This window comes from Sphingomonas sp. (assembly GCF_035555815.1).
Classification (GTDB): domain Bacteria; phylum Pseudomonadota; class Alphaproteobacteria; order Sphingomonadales; family Sphingomonadaceae; genus Sphingomonas.
The window spans coordinates 1-26,201 of the sequence record NZ_DATMGG010000082.1 but is presented as its reverse complement, the minus strand read 5'-3'; the positions used below and the strand labels follow the sequence as shown (position 1 = coordinate 26,201).

Annotated in this window: 28 protein-coding genes and 1 pseudogene; 11 read left to right on the top strand and 18 right to left on the bottom strand. The window is 69.4% G+C overall.

The window, feature by feature from the left end; translation table 11 throughout:
• A partial coding sequence (gene queG / locus VNR91_RS04770) for a tRNA epoxyqueuosine(34) reductase QueG (RefSeq protein WP_325489642.1) occupies positions 1–686 on the top strand: 686 nt, incomplete at its 5' end.
• 84 nt (positions 687–770) lie between these two features.
• Here queG and VNR91_RS04765 read toward each other — a convergent pair.
• Positions 771–1,154, bottom strand: a complete 384-nt coding sequence (locus VNR91_RS04765) for a hypothetical protein (RefSeq protein WP_325489641.1) — start codon at positions 1,152–1,154, stop codon at positions 771–773.
• Positions 1,151–1,831 carry an EI24 domain-containing protein gene (locus VNR91_RS04760; protein ID WP_325489640.1) on the bottom strand — a complete coding sequence of 227 codons (681 nt, stop codon included), beginning with the start codon at positions 1,829–1,831 and terminating at the stop codon, positions 1,151–1,153. The genes VNR91_RS04765 and VNR91_RS04760 overlap by 4 nt, the downstream gene beginning before the upstream one ends.
• Before the next feature lie 96 nt (positions 1,832–1,927).
• On the opposite strand from VNR91_RS04760, the gene VNR91_RS04755 reads away from it, so the two are divergent.
• Positions 1,928–2,923, top strand: coding sequence for an adenosine kinase (locus VNR91_RS04755; RefSeq protein WP_325489639.1), 996 nt, complete (start codon positions 1,928–1,930; stop codon positions 2,921–2,923).
• An 85-nt stretch (positions 2,924–3,008) separates the two neighbouring features.
• On the opposite strand, the gene VNR91_RS04750 is transcribed toward VNR91_RS04755, so the two are convergent.
• The 3 genes from VNR91_RS04750 to VNR91_RS04740 form a co-directional block, all read right to left on the bottom strand.
• Positions 3,009–4,583, bottom strand: coding sequence for an amino acid permease (locus VNR91_RS04750; protein ID WP_325489638.1), 1,575 nt, complete (start codon positions 4,581–4,583; stop codon positions 3,009–3,011).
• 108 nt (positions 4,584–4,691) lie between these two features.
• Positions 4,692–5,078: a histidine triad nucleotide-binding protein gene (locus tag VNR91_RS04745; RefSeq protein ID WP_325489637.1), complete on the bottom strand. Its 387-nt coding sequence runs from the start codon at positions 5,076–5,078 to the stop codon at positions 4,692–4,694.
• 33 nt (positions 5,079–5,111) lie between these two features.
• Entirely contained in the window at positions 5,112–5,429 is a 318-nt protein-coding gene (locus VNR91_RS04740; RefSeq protein WP_325489636.1) for a phosphoribosyl-ATP diphosphatase, read from the bottom strand.
• Positions 5,430–5,596: 167 nt separating this feature from the next.
• Between VNR91_RS04740 and VNR91_RS04735 the strand changes: the two genes are divergently transcribed.
• The 3 genes from VNR91_RS04735 to VNR91_RS04725 all read left to right on the top strand — a co-directional run bounded on the left by VNR91_RS04735 (position 5,597) and on the right by VNR91_RS04725 (position 8,499).
• On the top strand, positions 5,597–6,745 hold the full coding sequence (locus tag VNR91_RS04735; RefSeq protein ID WP_325489635.1) for a patatin-like phospholipase family protein: 1,149 nt from the start codon (positions 5,597–5,599) through the stop codon (positions 6,743–6,745).
• Positions 6,746–6,764: 19 nt separating this feature from the next.
• Positions 6,765–7,550 (top strand): 3-hydroxybutyrate dehydrogenase, encoded by a 786-nt coding sequence (locus tag VNR91_RS04730; protein ID WP_325489634.1) that lies wholly within the window; start codon positions 6,765–6,767, stop codon positions 7,548–7,550.
• Positions 7,551–7,878: 328 nt separating this feature from the next.
• Positions 7,879–8,499: a DUF4893 domain-containing protein gene (locus VNR91_RS04725; protein ID WP_325489633.1), complete on the top strand. Its 621-nt coding sequence runs from the start codon at positions 7,879–7,881 to the stop codon at positions 8,497–8,499.
• 8 nt (positions 8,500–8,507) lie between these two features.
• Here VNR91_RS04725 and VNR91_RS04720 read toward each other — a convergent pair whose 3' ends face one another.
• A complete protein-coding gene (locus VNR91_RS04720; RefSeq protein WP_325489632.1) occupies positions 8,508–8,777 on the bottom strand; it encodes a hypothetical protein in 270 nt (89 codons plus the stop codon).
• A gap of 126 nt (positions 8,778–8,903) precedes the next feature.
• A complete protein-coding gene (locus VNR91_RS04715; protein WP_325489631.1) occupies positions 8,904–9,632 on the bottom strand; it encodes a Bax inhibitor-1/YccA family protein in 729 nt (242 codons plus the stop codon).
• 118 nt (positions 9,633–9,750) lie between these two features.
• On the opposite strand from VNR91_RS04715, the gene thpR reads away from it, so the two are divergent.
• Complete coding sequence (gene thpR / locus VNR91_RS04710; protein WP_325489630.1) at positions 9,751–10,293, top strand: RNA 2',3'-cyclic phosphodiesterase; 543 nt, start codon at positions 9,751–9,753, stop codon at positions 10,291–10,293.
• 9 nt (positions 10,294–10,302) lie between these two features.
• Here thpR and VNR91_RS04705 read toward each other — a convergent pair whose 3' ends face one another.
• From VNR91_RS04705 to gspL, 8 genes are all read right to left on the bottom strand, one after another.
• Positions 10,303–10,830: a superoxide dismutase family protein gene (locus VNR91_RS04705; protein WP_325489629.1), complete on the bottom strand. Its 528-nt coding sequence runs from the start codon at positions 10,828–10,830 to the stop codon at positions 10,303–10,305.
• 368 nt (positions 10,831–11,198) lie between these two features.
• Positions 11,199–13,454, bottom strand: a complete 2,256-nt coding sequence (locus VNR91_RS04700; protein ID WP_325489628.1) for an EAL domain-containing protein — start codon at positions 13,452–13,454, stop codon at positions 11,199–11,201.
• A 153-nt stretch (positions 13,455–13,607) separates the two neighbouring features.
• On the bottom strand, positions 13,608–15,833 hold the full coding sequence (locus VNR91_RS04695; protein WP_325489627.1) for a TonB-dependent receptor: 2,226 nt from the start codon (positions 15,831–15,833) through the stop codon (positions 13,608–13,610).
• Positions 15,834–15,884: 51 nt separating this feature from the next.
• On the bottom strand, positions 15,885–16,271 hold the full coding sequence (locus tag VNR91_RS04690; protein WP_325489626.1) for a DUF2946 family protein: 387 nt from the start codon (positions 16,269–16,271) through the stop codon (positions 15,885–15,887).
• Positions 16,272–16,357: 86 nt separating this feature from the next.
• Positions 16,358–17,581, bottom strand: a complete 1,224-nt coding sequence (locus VNR91_RS04685; protein WP_325489625.1) for a type II secretion system F family protein — start codon at positions 17,579–17,581, stop codon at positions 16,358–16,360.
• A 127-nt stretch (positions 17,582–17,708) separates the two neighbouring features.
• Positions 17,709–19,187, bottom strand: coding sequence for a type II secretion system ATPase GspE (gspE, locus tag VNR91_RS04680; protein ID WP_325489624.1), 1,479 nt, complete (start codon positions 19,185–19,187; stop codon positions 17,709–17,711).
• Positions 19,184–19,672, bottom strand: coding sequence for a type II secretion system protein GspM (gene gspM, locus VNR91_RS04675; RefSeq protein WP_325489623.1), 489 nt, complete (start codon positions 19,670–19,672; stop codon positions 19,184–19,186). Before gspM ends, gspE begins: the two co-directional genes overlap by 4 nt.
• Positions 19,669–20,760, bottom strand: coding sequence for a type II secretion system protein GspL (gene gspL / locus VNR91_RS04670; RefSeq protein ID WP_325489622.1), 1,092 nt, complete (start codon positions 20,758–20,760; stop codon positions 19,669–19,671). The genes gspM and gspL overlap by 4 nt, the downstream gene beginning before the upstream one ends.
• A gap of 109 nt (positions 20,761–20,869) precedes the next feature.
• On the opposite strand from gspL, the gene gspG reads away from it, so the two are divergent.
• Genes gspG through gspD form a run of 5 tightly spaced genes read left to right on the top strand, consistent with a single transcriptional unit; the run spans position 20,870 to position 25,017 of the window.
• Entirely contained in the window at positions 20,870–21,301 is a 432-nt protein-coding gene (gene gspG, locus VNR91_RS04665) for a type II secretion system major pseudopilin GspG (RefSeq protein WP_325489621.1), read from the top strand.
• On the top strand, positions 21,298–21,759 hold the full coding sequence (locus VNR91_RS04660) for a prepilin-type N-terminal cleavage/methylation domain-containing protein (protein ID WP_325489620.1): 462 nt from the start codon (positions 21,298–21,300) through the stop codon (positions 21,757–21,759). The genes gspG and VNR91_RS04660 overlap by 4 nt, the downstream gene beginning before the upstream one ends.
• Positions 21,756–22,133, top strand: coding sequence for a type II secretion system minor pseudopilin GspI (gspI, locus tag VNR91_RS04655; RefSeq protein WP_325489619.1), 378 nt, complete (start codon positions 21,756–21,758; stop codon positions 22,131–22,133). The genes VNR91_RS04660 and gspI overlap by 4 nt, the downstream gene beginning before the upstream one ends.
• On the top strand, positions 22,130–22,951 hold the full coding sequence (locus VNR91_RS04650) for a type II secretion system protein N (protein ID WP_325489618.1): 822 nt from the start codon (positions 22,130–22,132) through the stop codon (positions 22,949–22,951). The genes gspI and VNR91_RS04650 overlap by 4 nt, the downstream gene beginning before the upstream one ends.
• Positions 22,952–22,989: 38 nt before the next feature.
• Positions 22,990–25,017, top strand: coding sequence for a type II secretion system secretin GspD (gene gspD / locus VNR91_RS04645; RefSeq protein WP_325489617.1), 2,028 nt, complete (start codon positions 22,990–22,992; stop codon positions 25,015–25,017).
• A gap of 22 nt (positions 25,018–25,039) precedes the next feature.
• Here gspD and VNR91_RS04640 read toward each other — a convergent pair whose 3' ends face one another.
• The 3 genes and pseudogenes from VNR91_RS04640 to VNR91_RS04630 form a co-directional block, all read right to left on the bottom strand.
• The gene (locus VNR91_RS04640; RefSeq protein WP_325489616.1) at positions 25,040–25,459 is read right to left on the bottom strand and encodes a hypothetical protein; all 420 of its coding nucleotides are present in this window, start codon (positions 25,457–25,459) and stop codon (positions 25,040–25,042) included.
• The gene (locus VNR91_RS04635; protein ID WP_325489615.1) at positions 25,450–25,911 is read right to left on the bottom strand and encodes a hypothetical protein; all 462 of its coding nucleotides are present in this window, start codon (positions 25,909–25,911) and stop codon (positions 25,450–25,452) included. The genes VNR91_RS04640 and VNR91_RS04635 overlap by 10 nt, the downstream gene beginning before the upstream one ends.
• A pseudogene (locus VNR91_RS04630) lies at positions 25,908–26,201 on the bottom strand (hypothetical protein); the annotation flags it as partial. The gene VNR91_RS04635 and the pseudogene VNR91_RS04630, both read right to left, overlap by 4 nt.

Below are 26,201 nucleotides of genomic sequence, written 5' to 3'. Positions count from 1 at the left end.
GCGCGGACATCAAGGTGTTCGTCGATACCGCCCCCGTGATGGAAAAGCCGCTGGCGGAGGCGGCCGGGCTGGGCTGGCAGGGCAAGCACACCAATCTGGTCAGCCGCGACCACGGCAGCTGGCTGTTCCTGGGGGCGATCTATACCACGCTCGACCTCGCCCCCGACGCGCTGCCGCCCGGTAGCTGCGGCAGTTGCGCCGCCTGCCAGACGGCGTGTCCGACCAATGCCTTTCCCGCGCCCTATCGGCTCGATGCGCGGCGGTGCATTTCGTACCTGACCATCGAGCACAAGGGACCGATCCCGCACGAATTCCGCGCCGCGATCGGCAACCGCATCTACGGCTGCGACGATTGCCTGGCGGTGTGCCCGTGGAACAAGTTCGCCGATCAGGCGGCGGCGAACCGGGCGTTCCTGCCGCGCGCCGAACTGGTCGCGCCGGCGCTGGGCGATCTGCTCGCGCTGGACGACGCCGGCTTCCGCGCGGTGTTCGCGGGATCGCCGATCAAGCGCATCGGCCGCGACCGGATGGTCCGCAACTGCCTGATCGCGGCGGGCAACAGCGGCGACGCGGCGCTGGCGGGAGCGGCGCGCAGGCTGCTCGAAGATCCCGACCCCATCGTCGCCGAAGCGGCGGAGTGGGCGCTGGAGCGATTGGAACCGACCACCTTTCCCCGCTCGTGCTGAGCTTGTCGAAGCATCGTCCTTCTCTGCCAGCGCCGAAAAGAGCGGTGCTTCGACAAGCTCAGCACGAACGGGCAAGGGCGCGCGCTATTTGCCCCCCTCGCGCCGGCTGAGCGCGGCGACGCAACTGGCGCGGTCGATGGTGCTGCCGTCGCGCTGGCGGGTATCGATATGCGTCACCACGGCGTCACCCCGCCCGTCCTTCGGGGGGTACAGATAGGCGTCGAGTACGCAGATGCGGCTGCCGAACTGCAATTTGCGCGCGGTGCCCTCGGCGATATCGACGTCGGGCTTGCCGAACACGCCGGTCAGCCCGGCGGCGGTCTGGCCGACCACGCGCTCCAGCCCGGTGGTGGCATAGGCGATCGGCGGCGGCACCGGGATCGCGCTCGCCGGGCGCGGCGGTGGCGCCGATCCCGTGGCGCAGGCGCCGACCAGCGATCCCAGGATGACGACGGCGGGAATTCTCATACTTCAAGTCTCCGGTGGAACACATGCGTCGCCATCGCCGCGCCCAGCACCGGGGCGATCAGGTTGACGAACGGAACCAGCATCAGCGCCGTCGCTACCGCGCCCAGCGTCCAGCGCCGCACGACGGTATCGCTGCGGAACGCGGCCATCGCGCGCGCATCCATGTGCCGCGCCGCGACCATGTCGGCCAGGTCGCGGCCGAGCAGCCAGGCGTTGATCGCGAAGAACCCGATCGCGGTGCCGACGCCGGTGACCAGCAGCATCAGATAGAGCGGACTGGCGGCGACGTTGACGATCAGCGCGCGGCCGGCCGATCGCAGCCCCATCGCCACGCCGCGTGCCAGCGGCACCCTCCGCGCGCTGGCGAGCGCGGCGGGATAGTGGCGCGCCTCGACCGCGTTGACCACCTCGTCGGCGAACAGACCGATCACGGCGATCGCGATGATGCGGAACAGCAGCCAGCCAAACGCCACGCCGACCAGCACCGCCAGCGCGCCCGCCAGATCGGCCGTGCCCGCCGCCGCGCCGATCCACCGCGCCAGCGCGCGCGCCGCGAACCACAGCGCCACGCCCAGCGTCGCCATCGCCGCCAGCGTCACCACCAGCGACTTGACCAGCACCCGCAGCACGCGTGGATCGCCAAGCTGGCGAAGCGAAAGAAGGAAGGCCGCGATCATCTCCGTCTCTCTATCGTGCGGCGCCCGCGCTGTCGAAACGTTGCGCCTGACGCGCTCTATGCCTAGGGGCCGTCCATTAGAGTTCAGGAGATGTGTGTGGATACCAAGTACGACGTCGTCGCGATCGGTAACGCGATCGTCGACATCCTTGCCGATGCCGATGACAGCTTCATCGCCGAGGAGGGGATGACCAAGGGATCGATGCAGCTGATGTTCTCCCCCGAACAGGCCGATGCGCTCTATGCCAAGATGAAGGCGGGCCAGGAAGTCAGCGGCGGATCGGCGGCGAACACCGTTGCCGGCGTCGCGGCGCTGGGCGGGCGCGCGGGCTTTATCGGCCAGGTCGCCGACGACCAGCTCGGCCAGGTGTTCGCGCACGACATCAAGGCGACCGGGGTCGACTACACCACCGTGACGCGCGCCGGCGAACCGTCGACCGCGCGGTGCCTGATCCTGGTGACGCCCGACGGGCAGCGCACGATGAACACCTTCCTGGGCGCGTCGCAGTTCCTGCCGGCCTCCGCGCTGGATGAGGACATGATCCGCGCCAGCAAGATCCTCTACCTCGAGGGTTATCTGTGGGATCCCGAAGAACCGCGCGCGGCGATGAAGCGCGCGATCGAAGTCGCCAAGGACGCGGGCCGCTGGGTCGCCTTCACGCTCAGCGACGTGTTCTGCATCGAACGCCACGGCGACGATTTCCGCCGCATGGTCGATGACGGCACGATCGACATCCTGTTCGCCAACGAGAAGGAACTGCTGGCGCTGTGCCAGACCGACGATCTCGAGGCGGCGTTGGTGCGCGCGCACAAGGAAGTCGGCGTGCTGGTCGTCACTCGCAGCGAACAGGGCGCGCTGGCGATGTACAACGACATCCGCTTCGACGTGCCGGCGCGGGCGGTCGACGTCGTCGACACCACCGGGGCGGGCGATCTGTTCGCGGCCGGCGTGCTCTACGGCATCACCAACAACGTGCCGCTCGATCGCTCGATGCACATCGGCGCGGTGTGCGCGGCGGAAATCATCAGCCACGTCGGTGCCCGCCCGCGCGCCGATCTGAAGGCGCTGATCGCGGAGAAGATCCCCGCCTGATCCAACCGATCATCGCGGACATGAAAAAGGCCGGGGAGGACACTCCCCGGCCTTTTCCTTTGGGTCCGGCGCGCCTGCGCCGGGATCAATGTGTTCCGGGCACGTCAGGCGCAATGTCGGCGATCTCGGATTCGTGCACCTCGACAATGCCGCGACCGAGATGGCTCGCCCGGCGGCTGTAGCCGAAGTAGATCACCAGGCCGATCGCGCCCCAGATCGGCAGGACCAGCATCGCGTCCATCGGCAGGTTGAAGAACAGGAACACGCAGCCCACGATCGTCAACGGGCCGAGCAGCGCCAGCGCCGGTGTCTTGAACATGCGCGGGCGGTCGGCGGCGGTCCGGCGCAGGATCATCACCGCGATCGCCACCATCATGAAGGCGTACAGCGTCCCGGCGTTGGCGATGTCGGCGAGCCGGCCCACGGGCAGGAACGCCGCGGCGATCGCAACCGCGATGCCGGTGGCGGCGGTGACGATATAGGGCGTGTGCCATTTCGGATGCACCGCCGACAGCTTCTCCGGCAACAGGCCGTCACGGCTCATCACGAAGAAGATACGCGTCTGGCCGAACATCAGGATCAGGATGACCGACGGCAGCGCCAGCATCGCGGCGACGCCGACGGCGTTGCCGACACCCGACCAACCGATCATGCGCAGCACGTGCGCCAGCGCCTCGTTCGAGCAGACCAGCGGCAGCGTGTCGGCGGGATAGGTGGCGCACTGGCGCGCCAGCTCTTCCGACCCGGCGGGGAACGGGATGCCGTTCGGCCCCATGATCGGCTGACCGCCGATCGTACCGATCGCGCCGGCGGCGACCAGAATGTAGAAGACGGTGCAGAACAGCAGCGAGCCGATCAGGCCGATCGGCACGTTGCGCTGCGGGTTCTTGGTTTCCTCGGCCGCGGTCGAGACCGCGTCGAAGCCGACATAGGCGAAGAAGATCGTCGCCGCCGCGCCAACCGCGCCGACGCCGGTGCCGAACCCGCCGAACACGCCCGCGGGCAGGAACGGATTGAAGCGATCGGCATCGAAATAGGCCGATGTCAGCGTGATCCCGATGAAGGCGACGAGCGCCGTCACCTTGATCGCGACCAGGACGGCATTGACGCGCGCGCTCTCGGTCGTGCCGATCATCAGCAGCCACGTGATCAGCAGCGAGATGACGACGGCGGGCAGGTTGATGAGGCCACCCGCGACCCCGCCGAGCGCCAGCGGCGCGCCCGACAGCCATGCCGGAAGCTGGACGCCGAGGAACTCGTTGAGGATGGTGCCGGAGAAGAAGCCCGACCAGCCGACCGCCACCGCGCTGGCCGCGACGGCATATTCGAGGATCAGGGCCCAGCCGACCGTCCAGGCGAGCAACTCGCCCATCGTCGCGTAGGTATAGGTATAGGCGGAGCCGGCGACCGGTACCATCGCGGCGATCTCGGCATAGCACAGCGCGGCGATGATGCAGACCGCACCGGCGATGGCGAAAGCGAGCAGCAGGCCCGGCCCGGCCTTTTGCGCGCCGGCGGCGGTCAGCACGAAGATGCCGGTGCCGATCACGCAACCGATCCCGAACAGGGTCAGCTGGAACCACCCCAGCGAGCGATGGAGCGATTTCTTCTCCGCCGTCGCCAGGATCGCGTCTAGTGGCTTTACGCGCCCAAATATCATGAACAATTCCCCCGGGGGCAGCCCGCGCCGCTGATGGGCGAGCCGCAATTGTCGTTGCGGCCGAAACCTAACCCCAAAACCGGGCAGCGCAATCCCTTCATTGCAGCGTTATGACAGCGGGCGCGCCAGCATCGGGCCCAGCGGACCGCCGGCAAAAACATGGACGTGGAGGTGCGGCACCTCCTGATGCCCGTCCGGGCCGGTGTTGGCGAGCAGGCGATAGCCCGGCGCGACCCATCCGGCGGCGCGGGCGACATGGCCGACCGCGCGGACGAAGCCGGCGATCTCCGCCTCCGACGCCGTGGCGCTGAAATCGTCCCAAGAGACATAGCGGCCCTTGGGAATCACCAGAATGTGATGCGGCGCCTGAGGATTGATGTCGTGGAAGGCGAGCGCGAAGTCATCCTCATAGACCCGCTTCGACGGAATCTCGTCGCGCAGGATCTTCGCGAAGATGTTCTGGTCGTCATAGGGCTGGGTGGCGTCGATCGGCATGTTACGGCTCCAATATGGCGTCAGACGACGGGATCAGGCGCTTGGGCGGGCGGCCTTCTCGTCCAGCCCCGACACGCCCTCGCGCCGCGCCAGTTCGGCGCGGACGTCGTCGAGCGAGACCCCGGCGTCGGCGAGCAGGACGATCAGGTGGAACATCAGGTCCGCCGCCTCGCCGGTCAGTTCGGCGCGATCGCCCGTCATCGCGGCGATGACGGTCTCGACCGCCTCCTCGCCCAGCTTCTGCGCGATCTTGGCGCGGCCCCGGTGCGCGAGCTTGGCGACATAGGAGGAGGCGGGGTCGGCGGTCAGCCGCTCGCGAATCGTCGCTTCGAGGGTGTCGAACTGGTCCATCCCCCGCTCTTTGCCGCCGCCGCCGCGCGAAGTCGAGGAAGGTGGCCGGCCACCCTTCCCGGTGCGGACGGCAATCGGCGCGCGCTGCGCCGGACCGCCCCTGCCCCGGGCAATTTTGAACCGGATTTCATTTGCCCCGCCCCGCCCCGCGCGTCATGGAACCGGGCATGGCCGACGCCGATCCCCGCGCGACTCGCCCCGCCCGAAAGCCGTCGGCGCTGCCGCTGCCGCCCTGCGTGGCGCTGGTGCTCCAGGGCGGCGGCGCGCTGGGCAGCTATCAGGCCGGCGTATTCGAGGCGCTGGCCGAAGCCTCGGTCGCGGTCGACTGGGTCGCCGGCATCTCGATCGGCGCGGTCAATGCCGCGATCATCGCCGGCAACCCGCCCGAACGGCGGCTGGAACGGCTGCGCAGCTTTTGGGATGCGACCGGTTCGTCGCTGCCCAGCTTCCCGATCTTTCCGCAGGACCAGATCCGCGAGTTCGTCCACGAATGGTCGGCGGGCGCGGTGATGCTGGCGGGGGTGCCCGGTTTCTTCACCCCGCGCGCGCTGCCGCCGATGTTCGCCACGCCCGGTACGCCGCAGGCGCTGAGCTTCTACGATTCGGCGCCACTGGCGAGAACCCTCGACGCGCTGGTCGACTGGGACTTGCTCAACGACGGGCCGATGCGGCTGTCGGTCGGCGCGGTCGATGTCGAAAGCGGCAATTTCTATTATTTCGACACCAACACCGACCGCATCGACGCGCGCCACATCATGGCATCGGGCGCGCTGCCGCCCGGCCTGCCGCCGATCGAGATCGACGGGCGCTGGTATTGGGACGGCGGACTGGTGTCGAACACCCCGCTGACGCATGTGCTCGACCATCAGGTCGACGACACGCTGGTGTTTCAGGTCGACCTGTTCTCCTCGGCGGCGGACATGCCGCGCACCATTCTGGACGTCGCCGCGCGGGAGAAGGAAATCCGCTTTTCCAGCCGGACCCGCCAGGTTTCGACCGAACGGCTGAAGCTGCGCCAGGAACGCGAACAGATCCGCAAGCTGATCGCCAAGTTGCCGGCGGAACTGGCCGCCGATCCCGACGTGCAGGCGCTGGCCCGCGCCGCCGACGAACGGCCGGTCAACGTCGTCCACCTGATCTATCGCGCCAATGCCTGGGAGGGGGGCGCGCGCGACTTCGAGTTCTCCGCCCGGACCATGCGGGAGCATTGGGACGCCGGGCGGGCGGCGGTGACGGATACCATCGCCAACGCCCAGCTGGTCGCTCGCAACATTCTCGACGGCAAGACCGCCGCATTCGACCTTACCCGCCGTTAGCTAGTCAGGAGTCTCTCGCATGTTCCTCAAGGGCAAGACCGCCGTCGTCACCGGCTCCACCTCGGGCATCGGCCTCGCCTATGCCAAGGCGTTCGCGGGCGCGGGCGCGGCGGTGATGATCAACGGTTTCGGCGATGCCGCAGCGATCGAGACCGAACGCGCCGCGCTGGCCGAGGCAAGCGGCGCGCCCGCGCTGTACGATCCCGCCGACATGTCGAAGCCCGATCAGATCGCGGCGATGATCCAGCGCGCGCATGAAGAGCTGGGCGGGCCCGACATCGTCGTGATCAACGCCGGCATCCAGCACGTCGCCGCGATTGAGGATTTCCCGACGGAGAAATGGGACGCGATCATCGCGATCAACCTGTCGTCGGCCTTTCACGTGATGCACGCCGTCGTACCGCACATGAAGGCGAAGAAATGGGGCCGGATCATCTCCACCGCATCGGCGCACAGCCTGGTCGCCAGCCCCAATAAATCGGCCTATGTCGCCGCCAAGCACGGCATCGCCGGGCTGACCAAGACGGTGGCGCTGGAAACCGCCACCTTCGGCATCACGGTCAACGCGATCTCGCCGGGCTATGTCTGGACGCCGCTGGTCGAGAACCAGATCCCCGACACGATGAAGACGCGCGGGCTGACCCGCGAGCAGGTCATCAACGATGTGCTGCTGGAGGCGCAGCCGACCAAGGAATTCGTCCAGCCCGATCAGGTGGCCGCGCTGGCGCTGTTCCTGTGCCGCGACGAGGCGGCGCAGATCACCGGCGCCAACCTGTCGGTCGATGGCGGCTGGACCGCCGCATAGGACGGCATGGCGCTGGCTCTCCGTCACGCCCATCGTTCCGCGCGATTCCACCGTCATCCTGGCGACAGGCGTGTGACGTGTATCCCGGGTCGAGCCTGGATGACGGCGGGATTGGGCGACTACGTCGCCAATATTCGGGAGGGTCGGTCCACCCGCGGTCACGACCGCGCCTACGCCTTCACTGGCTACCCCCGCCCCTCGCGCGTTCGAGTTCAGGCGCGCGGGCGGGGGCACCCCGCCGAACCGCTTCCGGCAAATGGCGAGCGGCCAGCGTCTGCCATCGGTAAACCGCTTGGCAGCCGCGCCACGGACGGGCACAGTCGCGCCGATGCGGACATCAGCCATCCTTCTCGCCTGCACGCTGCTGGCCGCGTGCGGTGACAAGCCGCTGGTTTCGGAGCATCGGCCAAGCCCAGCCACCTGGCGCGCGATCGCCACCACTGCCGACCGCGATCGCCTGCGTCGGTGGCGCAGCGGATGGGTGGAGGCTCTGGCGCAGGTCAACGCCGCCGACCGGAGCGGCGATCTGACGGCAGAGGGTGACCTGTTCGTCCCCGACCATGCCCTGCCCGACCCGCTGCCCCCGGCCGGCGACTATCGCTGCCGGGTGTTCAAGCTGGGCAGCAAGGCGCCCGCGACGCCCGCCTTCACCGCCTATCCCGCGTTCGATTGCCGGATAGACGGCGAGGGCGACTCACGCCGCCTGGCCACGCGCGGCGGGCAACAACGGCCGTCGGGCCGGATCCTACCCGACGATAGCGCACGCGCGGTCTTCCTCGGCACACTGATGCTCGGCGACGAGACGGTGTCGCTGCGCTACGGATTCGACGGCGCGCGCGACATGGCCGGGCTGGTCGAGCGGATCGACGAACGACGCTGGCGGCTGACCCTGCCCTATCCGGCGTTCGAATCGGTACTCGACGTCATCGAACTGGTGCCCGCCGGGTAATACCGGGCTCAGTCGCCGCGCTGGCGCGCCTTTTCCGCCTGTTCGTCATAGCCCGATGATGCGGGCGGTTCGTGGTTGTGGACCGGCTGGGTCGACGCGGGCGGATCGCTGGCGTCCATCGATTCGTCGAGCGCGCGATCCAGTCGCGCCTCCTTGCTTTCCGGGTCGCGCTTCAAACGCTTCTCGATCGACGCATCCTGACCGGCGTCCTTGGCATGGGTCGGAGCGTCGGCCGGGGCGTCGGCGGGCGTTTTCGCTTTGTCGTCGATGGCGGTCATCGCCTCTCTCCTGGCTGTTACGGATGAACAACGGATGGCGGCGCGCGGCGTTCCGGCAGTCGCGCACGAAAAAGGCCCGGCAGGTCTCCCCGCCGGGCCTCTGCAGGACCAATCCTGACGACCGGGTCAGTTGCGGCTGGAGCCGAACAGACGCAGGATGAACAGGAACATGTTGATGAAATCGAGATAGAGGTTGAGCGCGCCGAGGATCGCGGTCTTGCCCGCCATGTCGGTGCCGGCAACCTCGAAATAGAGGCTCTTGATCTTCTGCGTGTCATAGGCGGTCAGGCCGGCGAACAGCAGCACGCCGATCGCGCTGATCACCATGCCCATCGGACCCGACTGCAGGAACAGATTGACCAGGCTCGCCACGATCAGGCCGACCACGCCCATGATCAGGAAGGTGCCGAACGGCGCCAGATCACGCTTGGTGGTGTAGCCGTAGAGGCTGAGGCCGGCGAAAGCCGCGGCGGTCGCGAAGAACGCGCCGGCGATCGAGGTGTTGGTATAGGCGAGGAACACCGTCGACAGCGACAGGCCCATCACCACCGCGAACGCCCAGAACAACAGGCTCATCGTGGCGGTGGTCATGCGATTGGCGCCAAAGCTGAGCGCGAACACGAAGCCGAGCGGCGCGAGCATGATCACCCACGCCAGCGGCGTGGTCATCACCGTCGCCGCCGCGCCCGAATAGGCGAACAGCAGCGCGACGATGCCCGTCAGCAGCACGCCCGAGGCCATGCGGTTGTAGACCGACAGCATATAGGACCGGAGCCCCTCGTCGTACGCGCCAGCGCGCGCGGCGGTCGGCGCGAAAGTCGCGGCGCCCGTCCGGGGGTCAGACCAGTTTGCCATTTCCAAATAGCTCCTTTGCCCGGCAACGGTGCCGGATAGCGGGAATATCGCCCTTGTGGCGCCGGCTTTCAAGCGAAACCGGGTCGCCTGCGGCGCCAGCAACATTTAGAAACATTCCATGCACCGGCTCTTCATCGGCTTGCGGCCGCCGCCCGACATCCGCGATGCCCTGCGCGCGACGATGAGCGGCGTGCCGGGGGCACGCTGGCAGGACGACGACCAGCTCCACCTGACGCTGCGCTTCATCGGCGAGGTCGATCGTCCGCAGGCAGAGGACATCGCGTCGGCGCTGGACACGATCCACGCGCCACCCGTCGCGCTGGCGGTGGAGGGTGTCGGCGCGTTCGACACGCGCGGGCGGGTCAACACCCTGTGGGCCGGCGTGCGCCCGCACGGCCCCGTCACCGCGCTTCACCGCAAGATCGACGCGGCCCTGGTTCGTGCCGGCTGCGCCCCGGATCCGCGCGCGTTCCTGCCGCATATCACGCTGGCGCGGCTGAACGTGCCGATGGAGCGCGTCGCCGGGTTCCTCGCCGATCACGCCGGGCTGGCTTCCCCGGCGTTCACGCTCGACCATTTCCTGCTGTTCGAAAGCCACCTCGGCCGGGAGCGTGCACGCTACGACGCCGTCGCGCGCTACTCCCTGGCCGCCACCGCCTAGCGCCGCGATCTACGCGCGGCGGAACACGCCGCAGGCGATGCGCGCGCCGCTGTTGCCCGACGGATCGGTCTTGAGGTCGTCCGCCGCCGCGTGGATGACGATCGCCGCGCCATCGGCATCGAGCATGGCGTCGAGCGTCCCCGCCGGCAGCGTGATCGCCAGGGTGCCCCGGCCATCGGCGCCGATCGTCAGATTGGGCATGTCGCCGGCATGGGGGCCATGCGGATTCTCGACGCCGTGCATCGTGCTGCCGGGATTCCAGTGTCCACCGGCGGTGGTGAAGTCAGGCGCGTCGCAGCGGCCGACCGTGTGAACATGCGTACCATGGATGCCGGACGGCACCGCCGTGGCGTCGATGTTGATGCGGATCGCGCCGCCGCTTTCGATCGCGGTGGCGTGCGCGACGGTCGCGCCGCTCGCATCGACCAGATCGGCCACCGCGGAGGCCCCTGCCGGGCTTGCTGCCGGGGTCGTCCCTTCGTTCGCACAGCCGGCCGCCGCGACGAGAAGCGCGGTCATCGCCAAGATCCTGGTCATCGCCATCTCCCAATTTCCACCACTGGCCCAATGTCCATGGGGAATGATCCGGCGCGAAGGATGTTCCGGCCGGTGCCGAGCCGCTGTGCCAGCCAACGAATTTGGCAGGCAAGAAAAAAGCCCCGGCGGAACCGGGGCTTTTTATCTTTACGTCGGTTGGCGTCGGCTTAGCCGTTCACGCCAGTACCGCCGGCGGCACCATTCCAGTCACCGGTCGAAAGCCAGTCCCAGAGACCACGGGCCGGGCGCTGCATCTTCTTCATAGAAAAGCTCCCAAAGAAACATCCCGTACCGTCACGAGACAGCACGCGAGGGAGCCTGTACCAAAGCGAGAGATGGTTTACAAGATATTTACCATTGCTGTTAAGTCAGGCGGCATCGGATTTCGCCCGCTCCAACAACAGCTTGGTCAGCCCGATCAACTTCATCGGCCGGCCGATCAGATAGCCCTGGGCACGATCGCACCCCAATTTGGTTAGCTCGGCAAGTATTTCCGGTCGCTCAACCCCTTCTGCAACAACGGTTCTTCCCATGGAATGCGCCAATTCGATCGTCGATCGCACCATGACGCGGTCGCTGGCGTTACGGTCGATCGAGGCGACAAAGCTGCGGTCGATCTTCACTTCCGTCGCCGGAATCCGCTTGAAGTATTCGAGCGTGGAGAAGCCCGTACCATAGTCATCGATCGAAACATTAATGCCGAGAGAACCAAGTTCCTCAAGGGTTCGAATCGATGTGCGGCCGCTGGTCATCGCCGCTGATTCGGTCACCTCCAGCGTCAGACGTCCCGGTTCGAGACGTGAATCGAGCAACAGCCACCGCACCACGTCCACCAGCCCCGGCCGTTCGAGCAGCCGCGCCGAAATATTGACCGCGACGTCGAACGCGATGCCCCGCGCCTCGAACGCGGCGGCGGCGTTGATCGCGTCGGACAGGACGAACTCGGTCAGCTTGTCGATACGATCATGCTGTTCGGCGGCGAGCACGAATTCCTGCGGGCTGATCTCGCCCTTTTCCGGGTGCGACCAGCGTACCAGCGCCTCGGCACCGGTGATCCGTCCCGTCGCCAGCTCGAGCTGAGGTTGATAGGCGACCCAGATCTCGCCGCTGCCGATCGCCGCGTCGAGCCGTCCGAGCAGCGAAAGCTTCCATTCGGCGTCGGCCAGCTTGGCCGGATCATAGACTTTCCAGCGCAGCCCCTCGGTGGCGGCGTCGTCGGCGGCGACCAGCGCGGCACCGATCCGGTTGGCCAGGTCGCGCTCGCCACCACCGTCGATCCCGAAGGTCACCGCCAGATCGACCGCGCGACCGTCGATCAGCGCGGGGCTGCGGAACAGCGCGTGGAGCGCGTCGAGCTGGTCGGGGCCGGCGATTTCCGCTTGCGAAACCCAGGCGAAGATCCCTTCGTCGCCCTGATAGATCCGGGCACCCCGCGCGCCGAGCGCCAGCCGGGCGACGATCTGCCCGACCAGCGCCCGCTCGCTCTCCGACGGCAGCGCGGAGGTGATCTCGGCATAGTTGCGCACGCGCGCGGCGACCAGCACGGCGTCATCCGCCGGCCCCTCGCTGCGCAGCGCGTTGAGGTTGGGCAGGCCGGATACCGGATTGATGTTGCCGCGCACCTTGTACGATTGGCGGAAATTGGCCCAGGCGCGGCTGATGGTGACGATTCCGATCAGCAGGACCGCGGGAATGACGTCGAAGAAGACCAGCCGCGCTTCGGTGACCAGCGGCAGGACGGTGACGCTGGCCAGCGCCAGCGCGATCGCCAGCCGCCCGACCCAGCGCCGCGCGATCGCCAGATAGGCGAGCGCGAGCAGGAAGGCGACGACCAGCGGCAGGAACCAGCCGATCGCGACCGGACGCCCTTCCTTGAGCGTTTCGGCGCCCACGACGTTCAGATAGCCGCCGTTCACCTGCCCGACGCCGGGAACGTAGTAGAGATCGCCCATCTCGACCGTGGTGGCCGCGACCACGACGTCCTTGCCGGCGATCGCGCCGGGCTTTAGCCGGCCGGTCAACACGTCCCCCGCGCTGATCGTCGGAATCCTGCGGGTATCGACGGCGTAATCCAGCGGAAAACTCTCTCCGACAGGGCCGTCGACCTCCGCCAGCGCCGCCGCCATCGATGGAATCGTGATCGCCCCGTATCGCGTGCGATAGGGCATCTCGCGGATGGACAGCATGCCCGTATAGGAAATTGCGACGCTGACCGTCTTGCTCACGCGCTGGAATTCCATGAGCGGCAACTTCGCGCGCAGCGCGCTGGTCGAGCGATCCCGCGAATACATCGCCGCCAGCGAAACATTGCCAGCGCGGCCGATCGCCTTCGCGAACGCGCGGTCGCTGGCCGGCGTACTCGGTGCATTGAAAAAGACGTCGAAGAAGATGCGGCGCGCGCCGGCCTCCTTCAGCCGCGTCGCCAGTTCGGCGTGGCGCGTGCGCGGCCAGGGCCAGCTGCCGACCTGTTCCAGGCTATGGTCGTCGATGCCGACGACGACGATGTCGCCCGACGGCGGGTGCTGGCGCACAGCGTTGCGCGCCATGCGGTAGTAATCCTCGATCGGCTGGCCGATCTCCAGAACGCCGACCAACAGGCTGACCGCCACGGCGCAGGCCAGCATCTTCCGCCAGCCCATCCCGCGCGCGGACGCCGCAGCATCGCCGGAGCGGCGCTGCGGAAGCCACGATTGCAAGATACGGCCAAGGTTCACCCTGCCGGGCTAGCGCGCTTTGGTTAACAAAGCTTAAGCACGCGCCGCCCGGCCGGTATCGCGTTACAATTTCAGCGTGGCGTCCGCCGTGATCGACCGCTGCGGGAACGGATGGAACAGGAAATAGCGGTCGTTGGTCAGGTTATCGACGCCCAGCCCCAGCGACCACCGCCGCCCGACCCGGAACGCCGCACGCAGATCGACCACCAGATAGCGATCGAAGCCCTGATAGGTATCCCCGACCGCATCGCTGTTGTCGAGCGTGCCGAAGATGCGGCTGGTGTAGCGCCCGGCGGCGGTGAGCGACACCGCGTCGTCCGGCCGCCACGTGGCCACCAGCGATGCCTTCCAATGGGGGACGCCGGGGATCAGCTTGCCCACTGACGCCGGCGCCGCGGCGTTGGCGCTGGTCACCGCGTCGGCATAGGTGACGCTGCCGGCCAGATCGAACCGCGGCACCAGATCGCGGCGGTCGAACGACAGCTCGACGCCGCGCGCGCGGGTACGCTCGACGTTCTGGACGAAGGTGGCAATCGTCGTCGTGCCGTTCAGCGGCCCGCTCTGGCCGACCAGCGCGTCGGCGACGACCTCGTTGAACAGCGCCAGCCGCATCGTGCCGCGCCCGTCGCGCCGCTCCAGCGCCAGTTCCTGCGAATCCGCCCGTTCCGGGCGCAGGTTCGGATCGGGCACCGCCGGCACCGGGGTGGTGACGAGCTGGTAGAGTTCGGACACCGTCGGAAAGCGCCACGCCCGGCCGTAGGAACCACGCACCGTCCAGCGATCGCCGATATCCCACGCCAGCGATGCCTTGGGCGAGAAGCGCGCCGCCGACAATTCGGGCTGTTGCGCGGCGATGGCGGGGCTGAGCGAGAAGTTGCGCCCGTCGAACGCCTTCCACCATTCGTGCCGCCCGCCGATCGTCACGCTCAGCGCCGGGATCGGCCGCACGACCTGTTGCGCCCACAGCGCTATGGTGCGGGTCTTCCCGCGCGAGGCGAGGTTGACCTCCCCGGCATCCCCGTAGCGCCAGTCGCGCGTGGCAAAGCGGTCGCTCGCCAACCGGAACGCGTCCCAATGGCCGCCGACACTCAGGCCACGCCACGACGCGCTGGCATCGAGCGTGCGCCAGCCGGTGCCGTTGAGCCGGGTGATCGTCCCCGCCCCGCCCGCCGCCGCGCCGGGCAGCGCGGTGCCCGGTATCCGCTGTTCGTCGCGGTCGAACGCATAGGAACTGCCGATCACCTGCCACGCGACCGGCCCGCCCTGCCCGCCGGCCGACAGGCTATGCGACCAGTGGCGCGTGTCGGATCGGTAGGTGCCGTTGGAAAAGGCGCTGGCCGCGACGGTGTAGGGCCGCCCGTCGATCAGGAACGTACCGGCGTAGGCGGGCGCGCCGGCGGCGTCGCTCAGATAGGTTTCCGACCGGGCATCGGTGGTATTGAGGAACAGCGCGCCGACATAGGTGAGCGTCACGCCGGGCGTGAGGTCGAGCGCGGCCTTGAGCTTGTAGCGGTCCTGCCGCTGATGCTCGAGGCCGGTCGCGCCGAGCACGCGGATCGCGCCGCCGGTGCGGTTGCGGTCGGCGAACCCGCCGGTCGCCGCCATCCCCGTCGATCCGGTGCCGGCGGCGGCGGTGACATAGCCGAGCGGCTGCCCCTGGCTGTCGACGTGATCGAGGCTGGCGAACAAGGTCAGCGAGCCGAAGCGGTCGCCGATCGTCGCGCTGAACTGGCGCGACGGCAGCGTCTCGTCGGTGCCGTATTTTTCATAGTTCTGGACGTTGATCGCGCCGTGCGCGGTCGCCTCCAGCCGATCGGGCAGGCGCGTGGTGATCTCGACCACCGCGCCGATCGAATTGCCCGGCCGCGCCGCCGCATAGGGGCCGTAGCTGACGTCGATCCGCGAGATCTCCTCCGGGCTGACCATGCCCCAGCGCGGCGAGGCGGACGTATTGTTGTTGCCGATCAGCGCCGACAGCAAGACGCCGTCGGCATAGATCAGGCTGCGCGCGCTGGCGCCCAGGCCAGAGGTGCGGGTGGCGATCGGCGCCTGGGTATCGCCGATGTGACGCTTCCGCACGATCAGGCTCGGCAGATATTTGATCGTATCCTCGACGTTGATCGCGTTGATCTTCGCGGCGATCGTCTCGGCATCGATCGAGGCGCGGGTGCCCTCCGCCTCGCGGCCGGCGGTGACGACGATGTCGGGGCGCTGGGGGTCGTCCTCGACGGGAACGGGAGAGAGCAGCGCGAGCGCGGGCAGCGTCGCGCCCAGCAATGACGTGGGCATGGGGGTTTCCTGTGACTGATGGGGCACGGCCGGCGGTGCCGGCGGCGGACATCAGCGCGCGGGAGGACCCCTGAGCGGCGGACGCAGATAGGCGGGCGCCCGCGCCGCGACCGGCGTCTCGCGGCGGATCGCATAGGCGAACACGAACGCGATCGCCGCGACCAGCAGCACTGGATCGGCTCCCGCCAGCGACGGTGCCGACAGGCCGGAGAAGGCACAGGGCTGTTCCTTGGTGCCGGGATCGGCCGGCTTGTCGGGCAGGCCGGGAATGGCGATGGTCATCGGCCCGGTGCCGTTGCACACCTCGACCGTGATCGCGCCGGCCTGGGTGCTGGTCATGAAGCCCGCCGGCACCGCCAGCTTCATCGCCAACGCCAGCACGACCAGCCAGGCGGCCAGCACGCGATGGTCACGGACAAAGAGGCGAAGCGCGGTCACGGCGCGGCCTTAGACGGCGTGCGCCGACCTGACCAGAGCGGGGCGGTGGGACATATTGTCCACCCGCGCCGCATCCGCCCTCCCCGTTACAGCGTCACCAGATTGTTGAGGTTGATGATCGGCAGCAGGATCGCCAGCACCATCAGCAGCACCATCGCGCCCATCAGCAGCAGCACCATCGGCTCGACCAGCGCGACCAGCGTCGCAACCAGCGCGTCCAGCTCACGCTCCAGTTCGGACGAGGCGCGGCCGAGCGCGGGGGCGAGCTTGCCAGAACTTTCACCGCTGGCGACCAGAGCGGTGAGCATGGTGGGAAACACCTGCGCCTCGGTCATCGCCGCGCGCAGGCTGACGCCCTCCCGCACCCGCGTCGCGACATGCGCCGCGCGCGTGCGGACATAGAGGTTGGGCGTCACCGCCGCCGCCGCCTGCAACGCCTCGACCAGCGGCACCGCGCTTTCGACCAATGTCGCCAGGCTGCCGGCAAAGCGCGCGGCGTTGTGCTGGCGGACGAAGCGCCGGAACGGGCGGTGCTCGACGAAGAAACGGTCCATCCGCAGCCGGTTCGCCGGGATGCTCGCCCAGCGCGCGAACGCCAGCACCGAGACGACGATCGCGATCCCCAGCCACAGCCCGTAATGCTGGAGGAAGCTGGACATGGCGATGAGCGCGCGGGTCAAGAACGGCAGTTCGGCGCCGCGCGAAACGAACACGCGGACGATATCGGGCACGACATAGATCATCAGCAGGACGATCACGCCGATCGATACCACCGCCAGCAACGCCGGATAGAGCAGCGCCAGTTGCAGTTTCTGCCCGTTCGATTGCCGCGTCTCGACGAAATTGGCGAGGTGACCCAGCACATGCGCCAGCCGCCCCGAACTTTCGCCCGCCGCCACCGACGCGCGGTAGAATTCGGGGAATTCGCGGGGGTGGTTCGCCAGTGCGGCGGCGAAGCTGCGCCCGTCGAGGATGCTGCCGCGCACCGCGAGCAGCAGAGAACTGACCGGCCCCGCCTCCGATTGCGCGGCGACCAGCCGCAATGCCTCCTCGACCGGGATGTCGGAGCCGACCAGCGTCGCGATCTGGCGGGTCAGCGTCGCGAGCTGGCGCGCGGTGATCCCCTTGCGAAAACGCGGCAGCCGGAACTGGCCGACCCCGACCCGCCCCTCGGACGCAGGCTCGACCGACAGTGGCAGCAAAGTCTGTTCACGCAGCGCCGCGCGGGCGGCGGCGGGCGACGACGCCTCGACGATACCCTTGCGAGTGGCGCCGGACTTGTCAGCGGCGCGATAGGCGTAAGCGGGCATAGGCCCCTAAAATCCGTTCGGGCCGAGCTTGTCGAAGCCCTGCCCTTCTTCTTCTGCCGGGTGCCGGAGAGAAAGGCGGCGCTTCGGCAGGCTCAGTGCGAACGGAAAGCGCGCGCATCGCATGTGGCTACCCCTCCTCACGCGTGACCCGCGCGACCTCCTCGACGGTGGTGGTGCCGGCGCGGATCTTGGCGACGCCATCGTCGAGCAGCGACGGATTCTTCTTGCGCGCTTCCTTCTCCAGCTTGGCCTCGGATGCGCCGTCGTGGATCATGCCCTGCAACGCCTCATCGACCGCCACCACCTCGTACAGCCCGGCGCGGCCGCGATAGCCCTCACCGTGGCAGTGGTCGCAACCGCCGGCGCGCCAGATCGCCTTGCCCGGTTTCAGCGCGCCGCCGAGCAGCCGCGAATCGGCCTCGCTCGCGCTGTCCTGCCAGCGGCAATCGGGGCACAGCCGCCGCACCAGCCGCTGCGCCGCCAGCCCGACCACCATCGGCGCGAGCAGATACCGCTCCACCCCCATGTCGACCAGCCGCGTCACCGATCCGATCGCGCTGTTGGTGTGGAGCGTCGACAGCACGAAATGGCCGGTCATCGCCGATCGCACCGCGACCTCCGCCGTCTCGTGATCGCGAATCTCGCCGACCATGATGACGTCGGGATCCTGCCGCAGGATCGCGCGCAGGCCGCGTGCGAAGGTCATGTCGGTGCGCGGGTTGACCTGGGTCTGCGCGACGCCAGGCAGTTCATATTCGATGGGATCTTCGACCGTCATCACATTGCGTTTGCGATCGTTCAGCCGGGTCAGCGCCGAATAGAGCGTGGTGGTCTTGCCCGACCCGGTCGGGCCGGTGACGAGCAGGATGCCGTGCGGCTTGTCGAGCAGGCGCTGGAACGTCTCGACATCGCGCTCGCTCATCCCCAGCCCGCCCAGGTCGAGCTTGAGCGAGCCCTTTTCCAGCAGGCGCATCACGACGCGCTCGCCATGCTGGGTAGGGATGGTCGACACGCGCGCGTCGACGTCGTGCCCGCCGATGCGCAGCGTCACGCGGCCGTCCTGCGGCACCCGCTTTTCGGCGATATCGAGCTTCGCCATCACCTTGATCCGGCTGACCAGCAGCGGCGCCAGCGCGCGCTGCGGCTCGACGATGTCGCGCAACACGCCGTCGATACGAAAGCGGACCACGAGCTTCTTTTCCGTCGTCTCGACATGGACGTCGGACGCGCCTTCCTTGATCGCTTCGAGCAGCAGCGCGTTGATCAGGCGGATGACGGGCGAATCGTCGCGGCTGTCGAGCAGGTCGTCGACCGCCGCCGCGCTGTCCGCCAGCGCGGCCAGGTCCATCTCGTCCATCTCGAACTCGGCGGCCTGCGCGGCGCCTTCGCCATAGACGCGCGACAATTCGGCATCGAACGCCGCCGGCGTGACCGGGACGAACCCGACCCCCGGCGCGATCCGTTGCACCTCGAGCAGCGCATCGAGCGACGCATCGGCGCGGTGCAGGCAGACGCGACCGCCGTCGGGCTCGGACCCGAGCAGCACGCCCCCGTTGCGCGCAAAGGCATAAGGCAGCCGCGACGGCGCGGTGATCGCGGCGGTCATTCGCGAAACTCTACGGTGGCGCCCACGGTGCCGGGCGTGCCGCCCTTGCCCAGATCGACGCGCGTCACCGACAAACTGCTGTTGCGGGCGATATCGGCCAGCCAGTTCATCACCGCGTCATAGCTGCCTTCGCTCACCGTGGCGCGGATGCCGCCGAGCACCGCTTCGGTCTGGATGGTCAGGCCGAACCCCGTCGCGGCGTTGGTGATGATCGTGACCGGTGGGCCGGTGCGCGGCGGCGGGCCGCTGGGCCCGAGCGCGCCGGCGGCGGCGACGCGCGCCTTCAGCATGTCATAGGTGCGGATGTCGGCCAGCGCGCGCGTGCGCGCCGCGTGCAGCGGCTGGATCACGCCCAGCACCAGGACCAGCCCGGTCAGCACCACGCCTAGCCCGCCGACCATGATCCGCTCGCGCTGGCTCAGCCCGCTCCACCACGCGGCGATGCGCTGGACGGCCGGGCTGTCGGTGAGGCGCGGCGCGATCATGCCGCCGTCCCCAAGGTGATGGTGATGCCGTCGCCCCGCGCGGCGACGGTCGCGTCCACCCCACCCTCGCGCAGCGCGGCGTTGATGCGCGCCGCCAGCGCCGGATCGCTCGAATCGACCGCGATGGTCAGCACCCCGCCGGAAAAGCGCATCGTCTTGACCGGCACCGATCCCGCCATCGGCGCCAGCGCGGTCGAAACGCGCGTCGCCAGTGGCAGGAACGGATTGTCTCCCCCGGCAGCGGCGCGGGGGATCAGGTCGGCGACGGTGCCCGCCAGATCGTCGCCAGATAGGTTGGCGCCCGGCGCCTTCGTCGCGACCAGCGTCCTGAGATCGTCGGCGCGCGTATCGGCGATCCGCCGCAGCATCAGCGTGTCGGCGGCGGCGATGCCGGTGTGCGCCAGCACGCCCAGCCCGACGATCAACGCCAGCCGCCGGCCAACCCCCGGCACCCGGCGGCGGCGCACGGCATAGTCGCCCTGCCGCAGATCGAGCGCGGGCGCGCGCAATCGTTCCGCCACCGAATCGGCGCCGAGATCGGCGCCGGCCGCGCCCATCTCCTCGGGCAGCGCATCGCCATAGCCGGTCGCGGGCGGGCGTCCGGCCCCTTCCCAGGCGGTTCGCAGCATCGCGGCCGGGATGGCGAATCCGGTGCCGTCGGCCGACCGCACGACCGCGCGCGCCGGCTCCAGCCCGACTGCCCAGCCGCCGGCATCGGGCAGGGGCAGCGCCAGCGCATCGGGCACCAGCGCGGCGGCGCCCAGCCCCGCAGCGTCAGCCGCCGCGACCCACGCCGCCATGCGAACGCGGCCGACCACGCCGACCAGATAGCGTTTGGGTGCGATCTCCGCCCCCAAGGCCAGATGGACGCTCTCGACCGGCTCGGCGATCAGATCCTCGACGGCAAAGGGCAGCGCGGCGAGTCGTTTGGCGCGACTGGCGATCGGCAAGTCGGCCGCGATCAGCCGCACCGCCTCGGTCGGCACCAGCAGCGTCGCGGGGCCGTCGGCGGTGACTGGAACGGGCTTCTCGCCGTCGAGCCGCCACACCCCGCTGCGCGCGGCAATGGGGGCGCTGGCGTTCCCCATCGCTTCCGCTGTAATGGATGTGTCACGGGCAAGGGCCATGGGACCGCGAATGCGCATTCTTTTCCGACAGTTTCGTGACACCGTGGCAGCGCGCGCGCGCTGCCGCAAGGTGCGAGCCGCCCGGCCGGGCGAAGCCGGCGTCACGCTGGTCGAGATGATCGTGGTGCTGGTGATCATCGCGATCGTCGCCGGGATGATCGTCGGCAGCGGCATTCTCAACCGCCCCGATCAGGCGCGGGTGACCACCGCCAACGCCGATCTCCACACCATTTCGGCCGCGCTCAAACTCTATCGGCTCGACAACGGCGACTATCCGACCACCGCGCAGGGGCTGAAGGCGCTGGCCGAACGTCCGGAAACGCCGCCACTGGCGCCCAACTGGAATCCCGAAGGCTATCTGCCCGAGGTGCCGGTCGATCCATGGGGCCACCCCTATGTCTATCAGTCGCCCGCGCCGGGCGGCTTCGCGCTGACGTCGCTGGGCAAGGACGGCAAGCCGGGTGGCGAGGGCCTCGACGCGGACATCGTGGGCCGGAAGTGATTCCGCGCCGTGCCAGCGACACCGGCATGACGCTGGTCGAGATGCTGATCGTGCTCGCGATCATCGGGGTCGCGGCCGGCGCGGTGTCGCTCAGCATCGGCGCCGCCACCCGCGCACCGTCGGTCGAGAGCGAGGCGCGGCGATTCGCGATCCGGCTTCAGGCCGCCGCCGACGACGCGATGCTGGGCGACCGCATGGTCGCGCTGACCGCCGACAAGGGTGGCTATGGCTTTGCCACGGTCAACGCCGATGGCACGATTCCACAGGGCACCGCCGCACTCGACCCGCATCGCCTGCCCGGCGGCATGACGATGGCGCTCAGCGCCGCACCGCCGATGGTGCTCGGGCTGGACGGCGCGGCCCGGCCGCTGGTCGCGACGCTGTCGAGCGGCGGGCAGCGCTGGATGGTCCGCTACGATGGCCTCACCGCCGTCGCTTCCCCGGCGCCCGCCGCATGAACCGGGCGGACGCCGAAGGATTCTCGCTGATCGAGGCGCTGGTCGCGCTGGTCGTGCTGGCGATCGCGACGGTCGGGCTGATCGGCGCGGTCGAGCAGCATATCGATTCGACCCGCGCGATGGAGCGCCGCGCGGCGGCGATGTGGGTCGCGGAGAACCGCATGGCCGAACTGACGCTGGGCGCCGGCGCGGCGGAGGGGGACCGGGTGACCCTGCTCGACCAACGCTGGCTGGTCGGCGTCACCCGCACCGCCACCGACGATCCCGAGATCGCGAAGGTGCGCGTGCAGGTGCTGGCCGACGGCGAAAAGACGCCGTTGGCGGTGCTCGACGGCTTCGTCGACCTTGGCCCGGCGCAGGCGCGTCGCACATGATCGCGCTGCCCGACTGGAACCCGGCCCGGATCAACCGCGCGCTCGACGTGCTGACGGTGCTGGTGATCGTCTCCGTCGGCGTGGCGCTGGCCGGGCTGACCTGGCGGCTGCTAGGCCATGCCGGCACGGGCGCGGTCACCGTTCCGCGCGCCGCGCGGCCCGCCCCGCCGCCGCCTGATCTCGCCCCGGCACTGGCGCTGGCCCCGTTCGGCAAGCCCGCCGCCAACGGCGAGGGCGCGCCGGCGACGACTCTGGCGATCGAGTTGAAGGGGCTGATGTTCGCCCGCCCCGCATCGCTGTCGACCGCGTTCATCGCGGCAGAGGGCGCGACCAAGCCCTATCACGTCGGCGAAGTGGTGGCCGGTGCCACGATCGAGGCGATCGAGACCAAGCGCGTGCTGTTGCGCAACGGTGGCCGCGTCGAATCGCTCGGTTTCCCCCAGCCGCTGGCGCAGGCGACGCCCGCCGCCCCCGCCCCGCCGACCGCGACCGGCCGCCCCGCCGGGGTCGCGCCGCCGCCGGCACCGTCGACCGCACCGCCGCCGCTCGCCGGTCCGCCGCCTGCCGACGGCACCAGCGCGGCGGTGGCGATGATGCAGAAATTCGACGCGCGGCCGGTATCGGGCGGCTATCAGGTCGGCGCCAACGCCCCGGTCGGTATGCAGCAGGGGGACGTGGTCCAGCTCATCAACGGCGCCCAGCTCGGCAACCCCGAGGTCGCGCGCGACGCCTTCCTGAAAGCGCAGCAGGAAGGCAACGCCCAGATCCAGATCCTTCGCGACGGCAAGCGGCTCACGCTCACCGTCCCGATACGCTAGGAATTCCAGCCACCGTGGCCCATCCGATTCGCCTTTCCATGCTCGCGCTCGCGCTGACCAGCGCGCCGCTGACCGCGCAGACGGTGCCGTCCGAATCGGCCAACGACATCGTCGTCAACATGCGCGGCGTCGAGATCGCCGACGTTTCCGAACAGATCAGCCGGCTGACCGGTCGCACGTTGATCCTCGACCCGGCGGTCAAGGGCAACGTGACCGTCACCTCCGCCGAGCCGCTCAGCCAGGCGGGGGTGTGGGACCTGTTCCAGTCGGTGCTGCGCGCCAACGGCTATGCGGCGGTGCGATCGGGCCGGGCGTGGCGGATCGTGCCGGCGGCGAATGCGGTGCGCGACGGCGGCGTGCCCGCGCGCGGCATCGGCGGGCAGGAACTGGTGACGCGGATGATCCGGCTGGCCAACGTCCCATCCGCCGACGCGGCACGGATCGTGCGGCCGCTGGTCGCCAGCTTCGGATCGGTCGAGCCGCTGACCGCACCCAACGCGATCGTCGTCACCGACTATGCCGACAATGTCCGCCGAATCGAGGCGCTGGCGCGTTCGCTCGACGGCGGCGGCGGTTCGACCTTCACCACCATCGTCCTGCGCAACGGCAACGCGGCGGACATCGCCCAGTCGCTCCAGGCGGTGCTGGGCGACGGCGGTGCGCGTGTCGCCGGCGACGCGCGCAGCAATTCGATCGTCGTGCGCGGCACGCCCGCCGCCGTGGCGGAGGCGCGCAAGATGGCGCAGGCGCTCGATGCGCCGGGGGGCGCCACGCCGGTCACGCGGGTGTTCCGGCTGAACTATGCCGACGCCGAATCGATCACCGATGTGCTGCGCGGAATCCTGGGCGATCAGGGCACAGTGACCAATCCGGTCGCGCGCAGCCTGACCCAGCGCCGCACCACCGGCAGCGCGGGCAACCCGACCGCGCAGCTCAACAACCTGATCGCGCAGAACAGCAACGCCCAGTCGGGCCTGACCGGGCAATCCGCGTCGGGGCTGGGCTCGTCGAGCGGCATCTCGACGGTCGGCCAGACGCAGGAAGCGACGCCGCAGGGCTTCTCCACCCCCGACCTCACCGTCCAGCCCGCGCCTGACATCAACGCGATCGTGGTGCGCGGCACGCCCGCCGCGATCGCCAGCATCGAGCGGCTGATCCCCGATCTCGACGTCCGCCGCCCTCAGGTGCTGATCGAGGCGGCGATCGCAGAGATCGTCGGCGACGATGCCGAAGCGCTGTCGGTCCAGCTCGGCACGGCCGGCGCGGTGCTGAGCGACGTCGAGGGCGCGGGAACGTCGTTCAGCACGATGGGCACGACCTCGCTCGGCACGATCCTCAGGACGCTGGGCGTCCCGGCCGGAAGCCTGCTGGGCGAAGGGGTGACCGGCAACATCGCGTTCGGCAACGATTTCTCGATCCTGGTGCAGGCGCTCAGCACCTCGACCAAGTCGAACCTGCTGTCGACGCCGCAGCTCACCACGCTGGACAACAAGGTCGGCGAATTCGTGGTCGCGCAGGAGGTGCCGTTCGTCACCGGATCGATCCTGACCAACAGCAGCGAGGCGACGCCCTATACCACGATCGAGCGCAAGGACGTCGGCATCACCATGCGCGTGCTGCCGCGCATCAACGCGGGCGACACCATCCGGCTGGAGATCAGCCAGGAAGCGTCGTCGATCTCGCCGACGCAATTGTCTACCGCGGCCGACATCATCACCCAGAAGCGCGCGCTCAACACCACGGTGCTGGCCGACGACGGCCAGACGATCGTGCTGGGCGGGCTGATCTCCGACGATCGCACCCAGTCGAAGAGCCAGGTGCCGGTGCTGGGCGACATCCCGGTGCTGGGCGAGCTGTTCAAGTCGCGGCGCGAGGGCAAGACCAAGCGTACGCTTTTCATCTTCCTGAAGCCGACCATCCTGCGCGACGGCGTGGCGGCCAGGGCGGCGACCGAGGAACGCTATGCCCGGCTGCGCGGCCACGAGACCGATCTAAGGCGCAAGGGCAGCCTGCTCATCAACCCGCCCGGCCCGCGGCTGACGCTGGAAATCAACGGGATCTACTGATCCCGGCGGACATCAGCGCGATCTACTGGTCCCCGGCGGGCAGCGGTACGCGCAGGCGCTGGCCGCCGCGCGTGAAGAATGCGGCGTCGATCGCCAGCGATTCGAGCGTCCAGCCATCGACGCCCTCCCCCACCGCCAGTGTGCGGCTGCTGCCATCGGTGCCGCGGACCATCGCGACGGCATCGCTCCCGATCCGCCCGACGACCCCGATCAGTTGCGGCGCATCCGCCGGCAAGGGCGCGGCGTCCTCGCTCGCACCCGCCGCGAACAAGGGACGGGTAAACACCGCGGTGAGCGGCGGCCCGGCCCGGACGGTCAGCGGGGGTGGCGGCGGTTCTGCGGCCACCGGGCGCGCGGGCGGGCGCAGCAGCCCGACCGGCATCGCGACCGCGACCACCATCGCCAGCACGATCGCGATCCGCTCGACGCGCGTCATCGCCATGGCGCCACCACCTCGCCCTGCAAGCGCACGGCGCCGTCGTTGGCGTCGATCCGCCACTGAGCGAAGCGCGCCAGCGGCGGCCCGCGCTCGACCGTATCGACCAGCGCGATCACCGCATCGTTCGATCCCGACAGCCGCACGCGGACCCGCGCCAGCCCGGCCGGGTCGGCGACGGGCACCGCCTCCTCGACCAGCACCGCGCCGCGCCCCGCGAGCCGGCGTAGCCGCAGCGCCAACATGCCATTGGCGGCGTCACGATCCGCCGCCGCCATCGCCTGGCCGGGATCGACCACCGCGTGCGATGCCGGCGGCTGAGAAATCACGGCCCGCAACCGAACGCGCTCCGCCCGCGCGACGGCCAGATCGCCGAGCGCGTCGCCGATCATCGGCGCGGTTGCCAGAATCACCGCCAGCCCCGCGGCGGTGGCCCAAGCCAGCGGCGCGCCCGTCACCGGCCGTCCTCCAGCGTCACGATCATCGCGCCGTCGCCGCGCCGCTGGCCGGTGTCGCGCAGACCCTGAGTCACCGGATCGCGGCGCAACACGGCGCGCAGCCGATCGGGATCGGGCGCGGCGACATCGATCGCCAGCCGCCCGTCGGCGCCGCGTTCGGCACGCACCAGATGGCTTTCGGCGGGCAGGATGCGCGCCATCCCCTCCAGCGTCGCGCCCAGCGTCGGCCGCGCGAGCAGCGGCGCCAGCGTCGCCCGCGCCGCCGCGCGTTCGTCGGCCGCCGCCAGCTT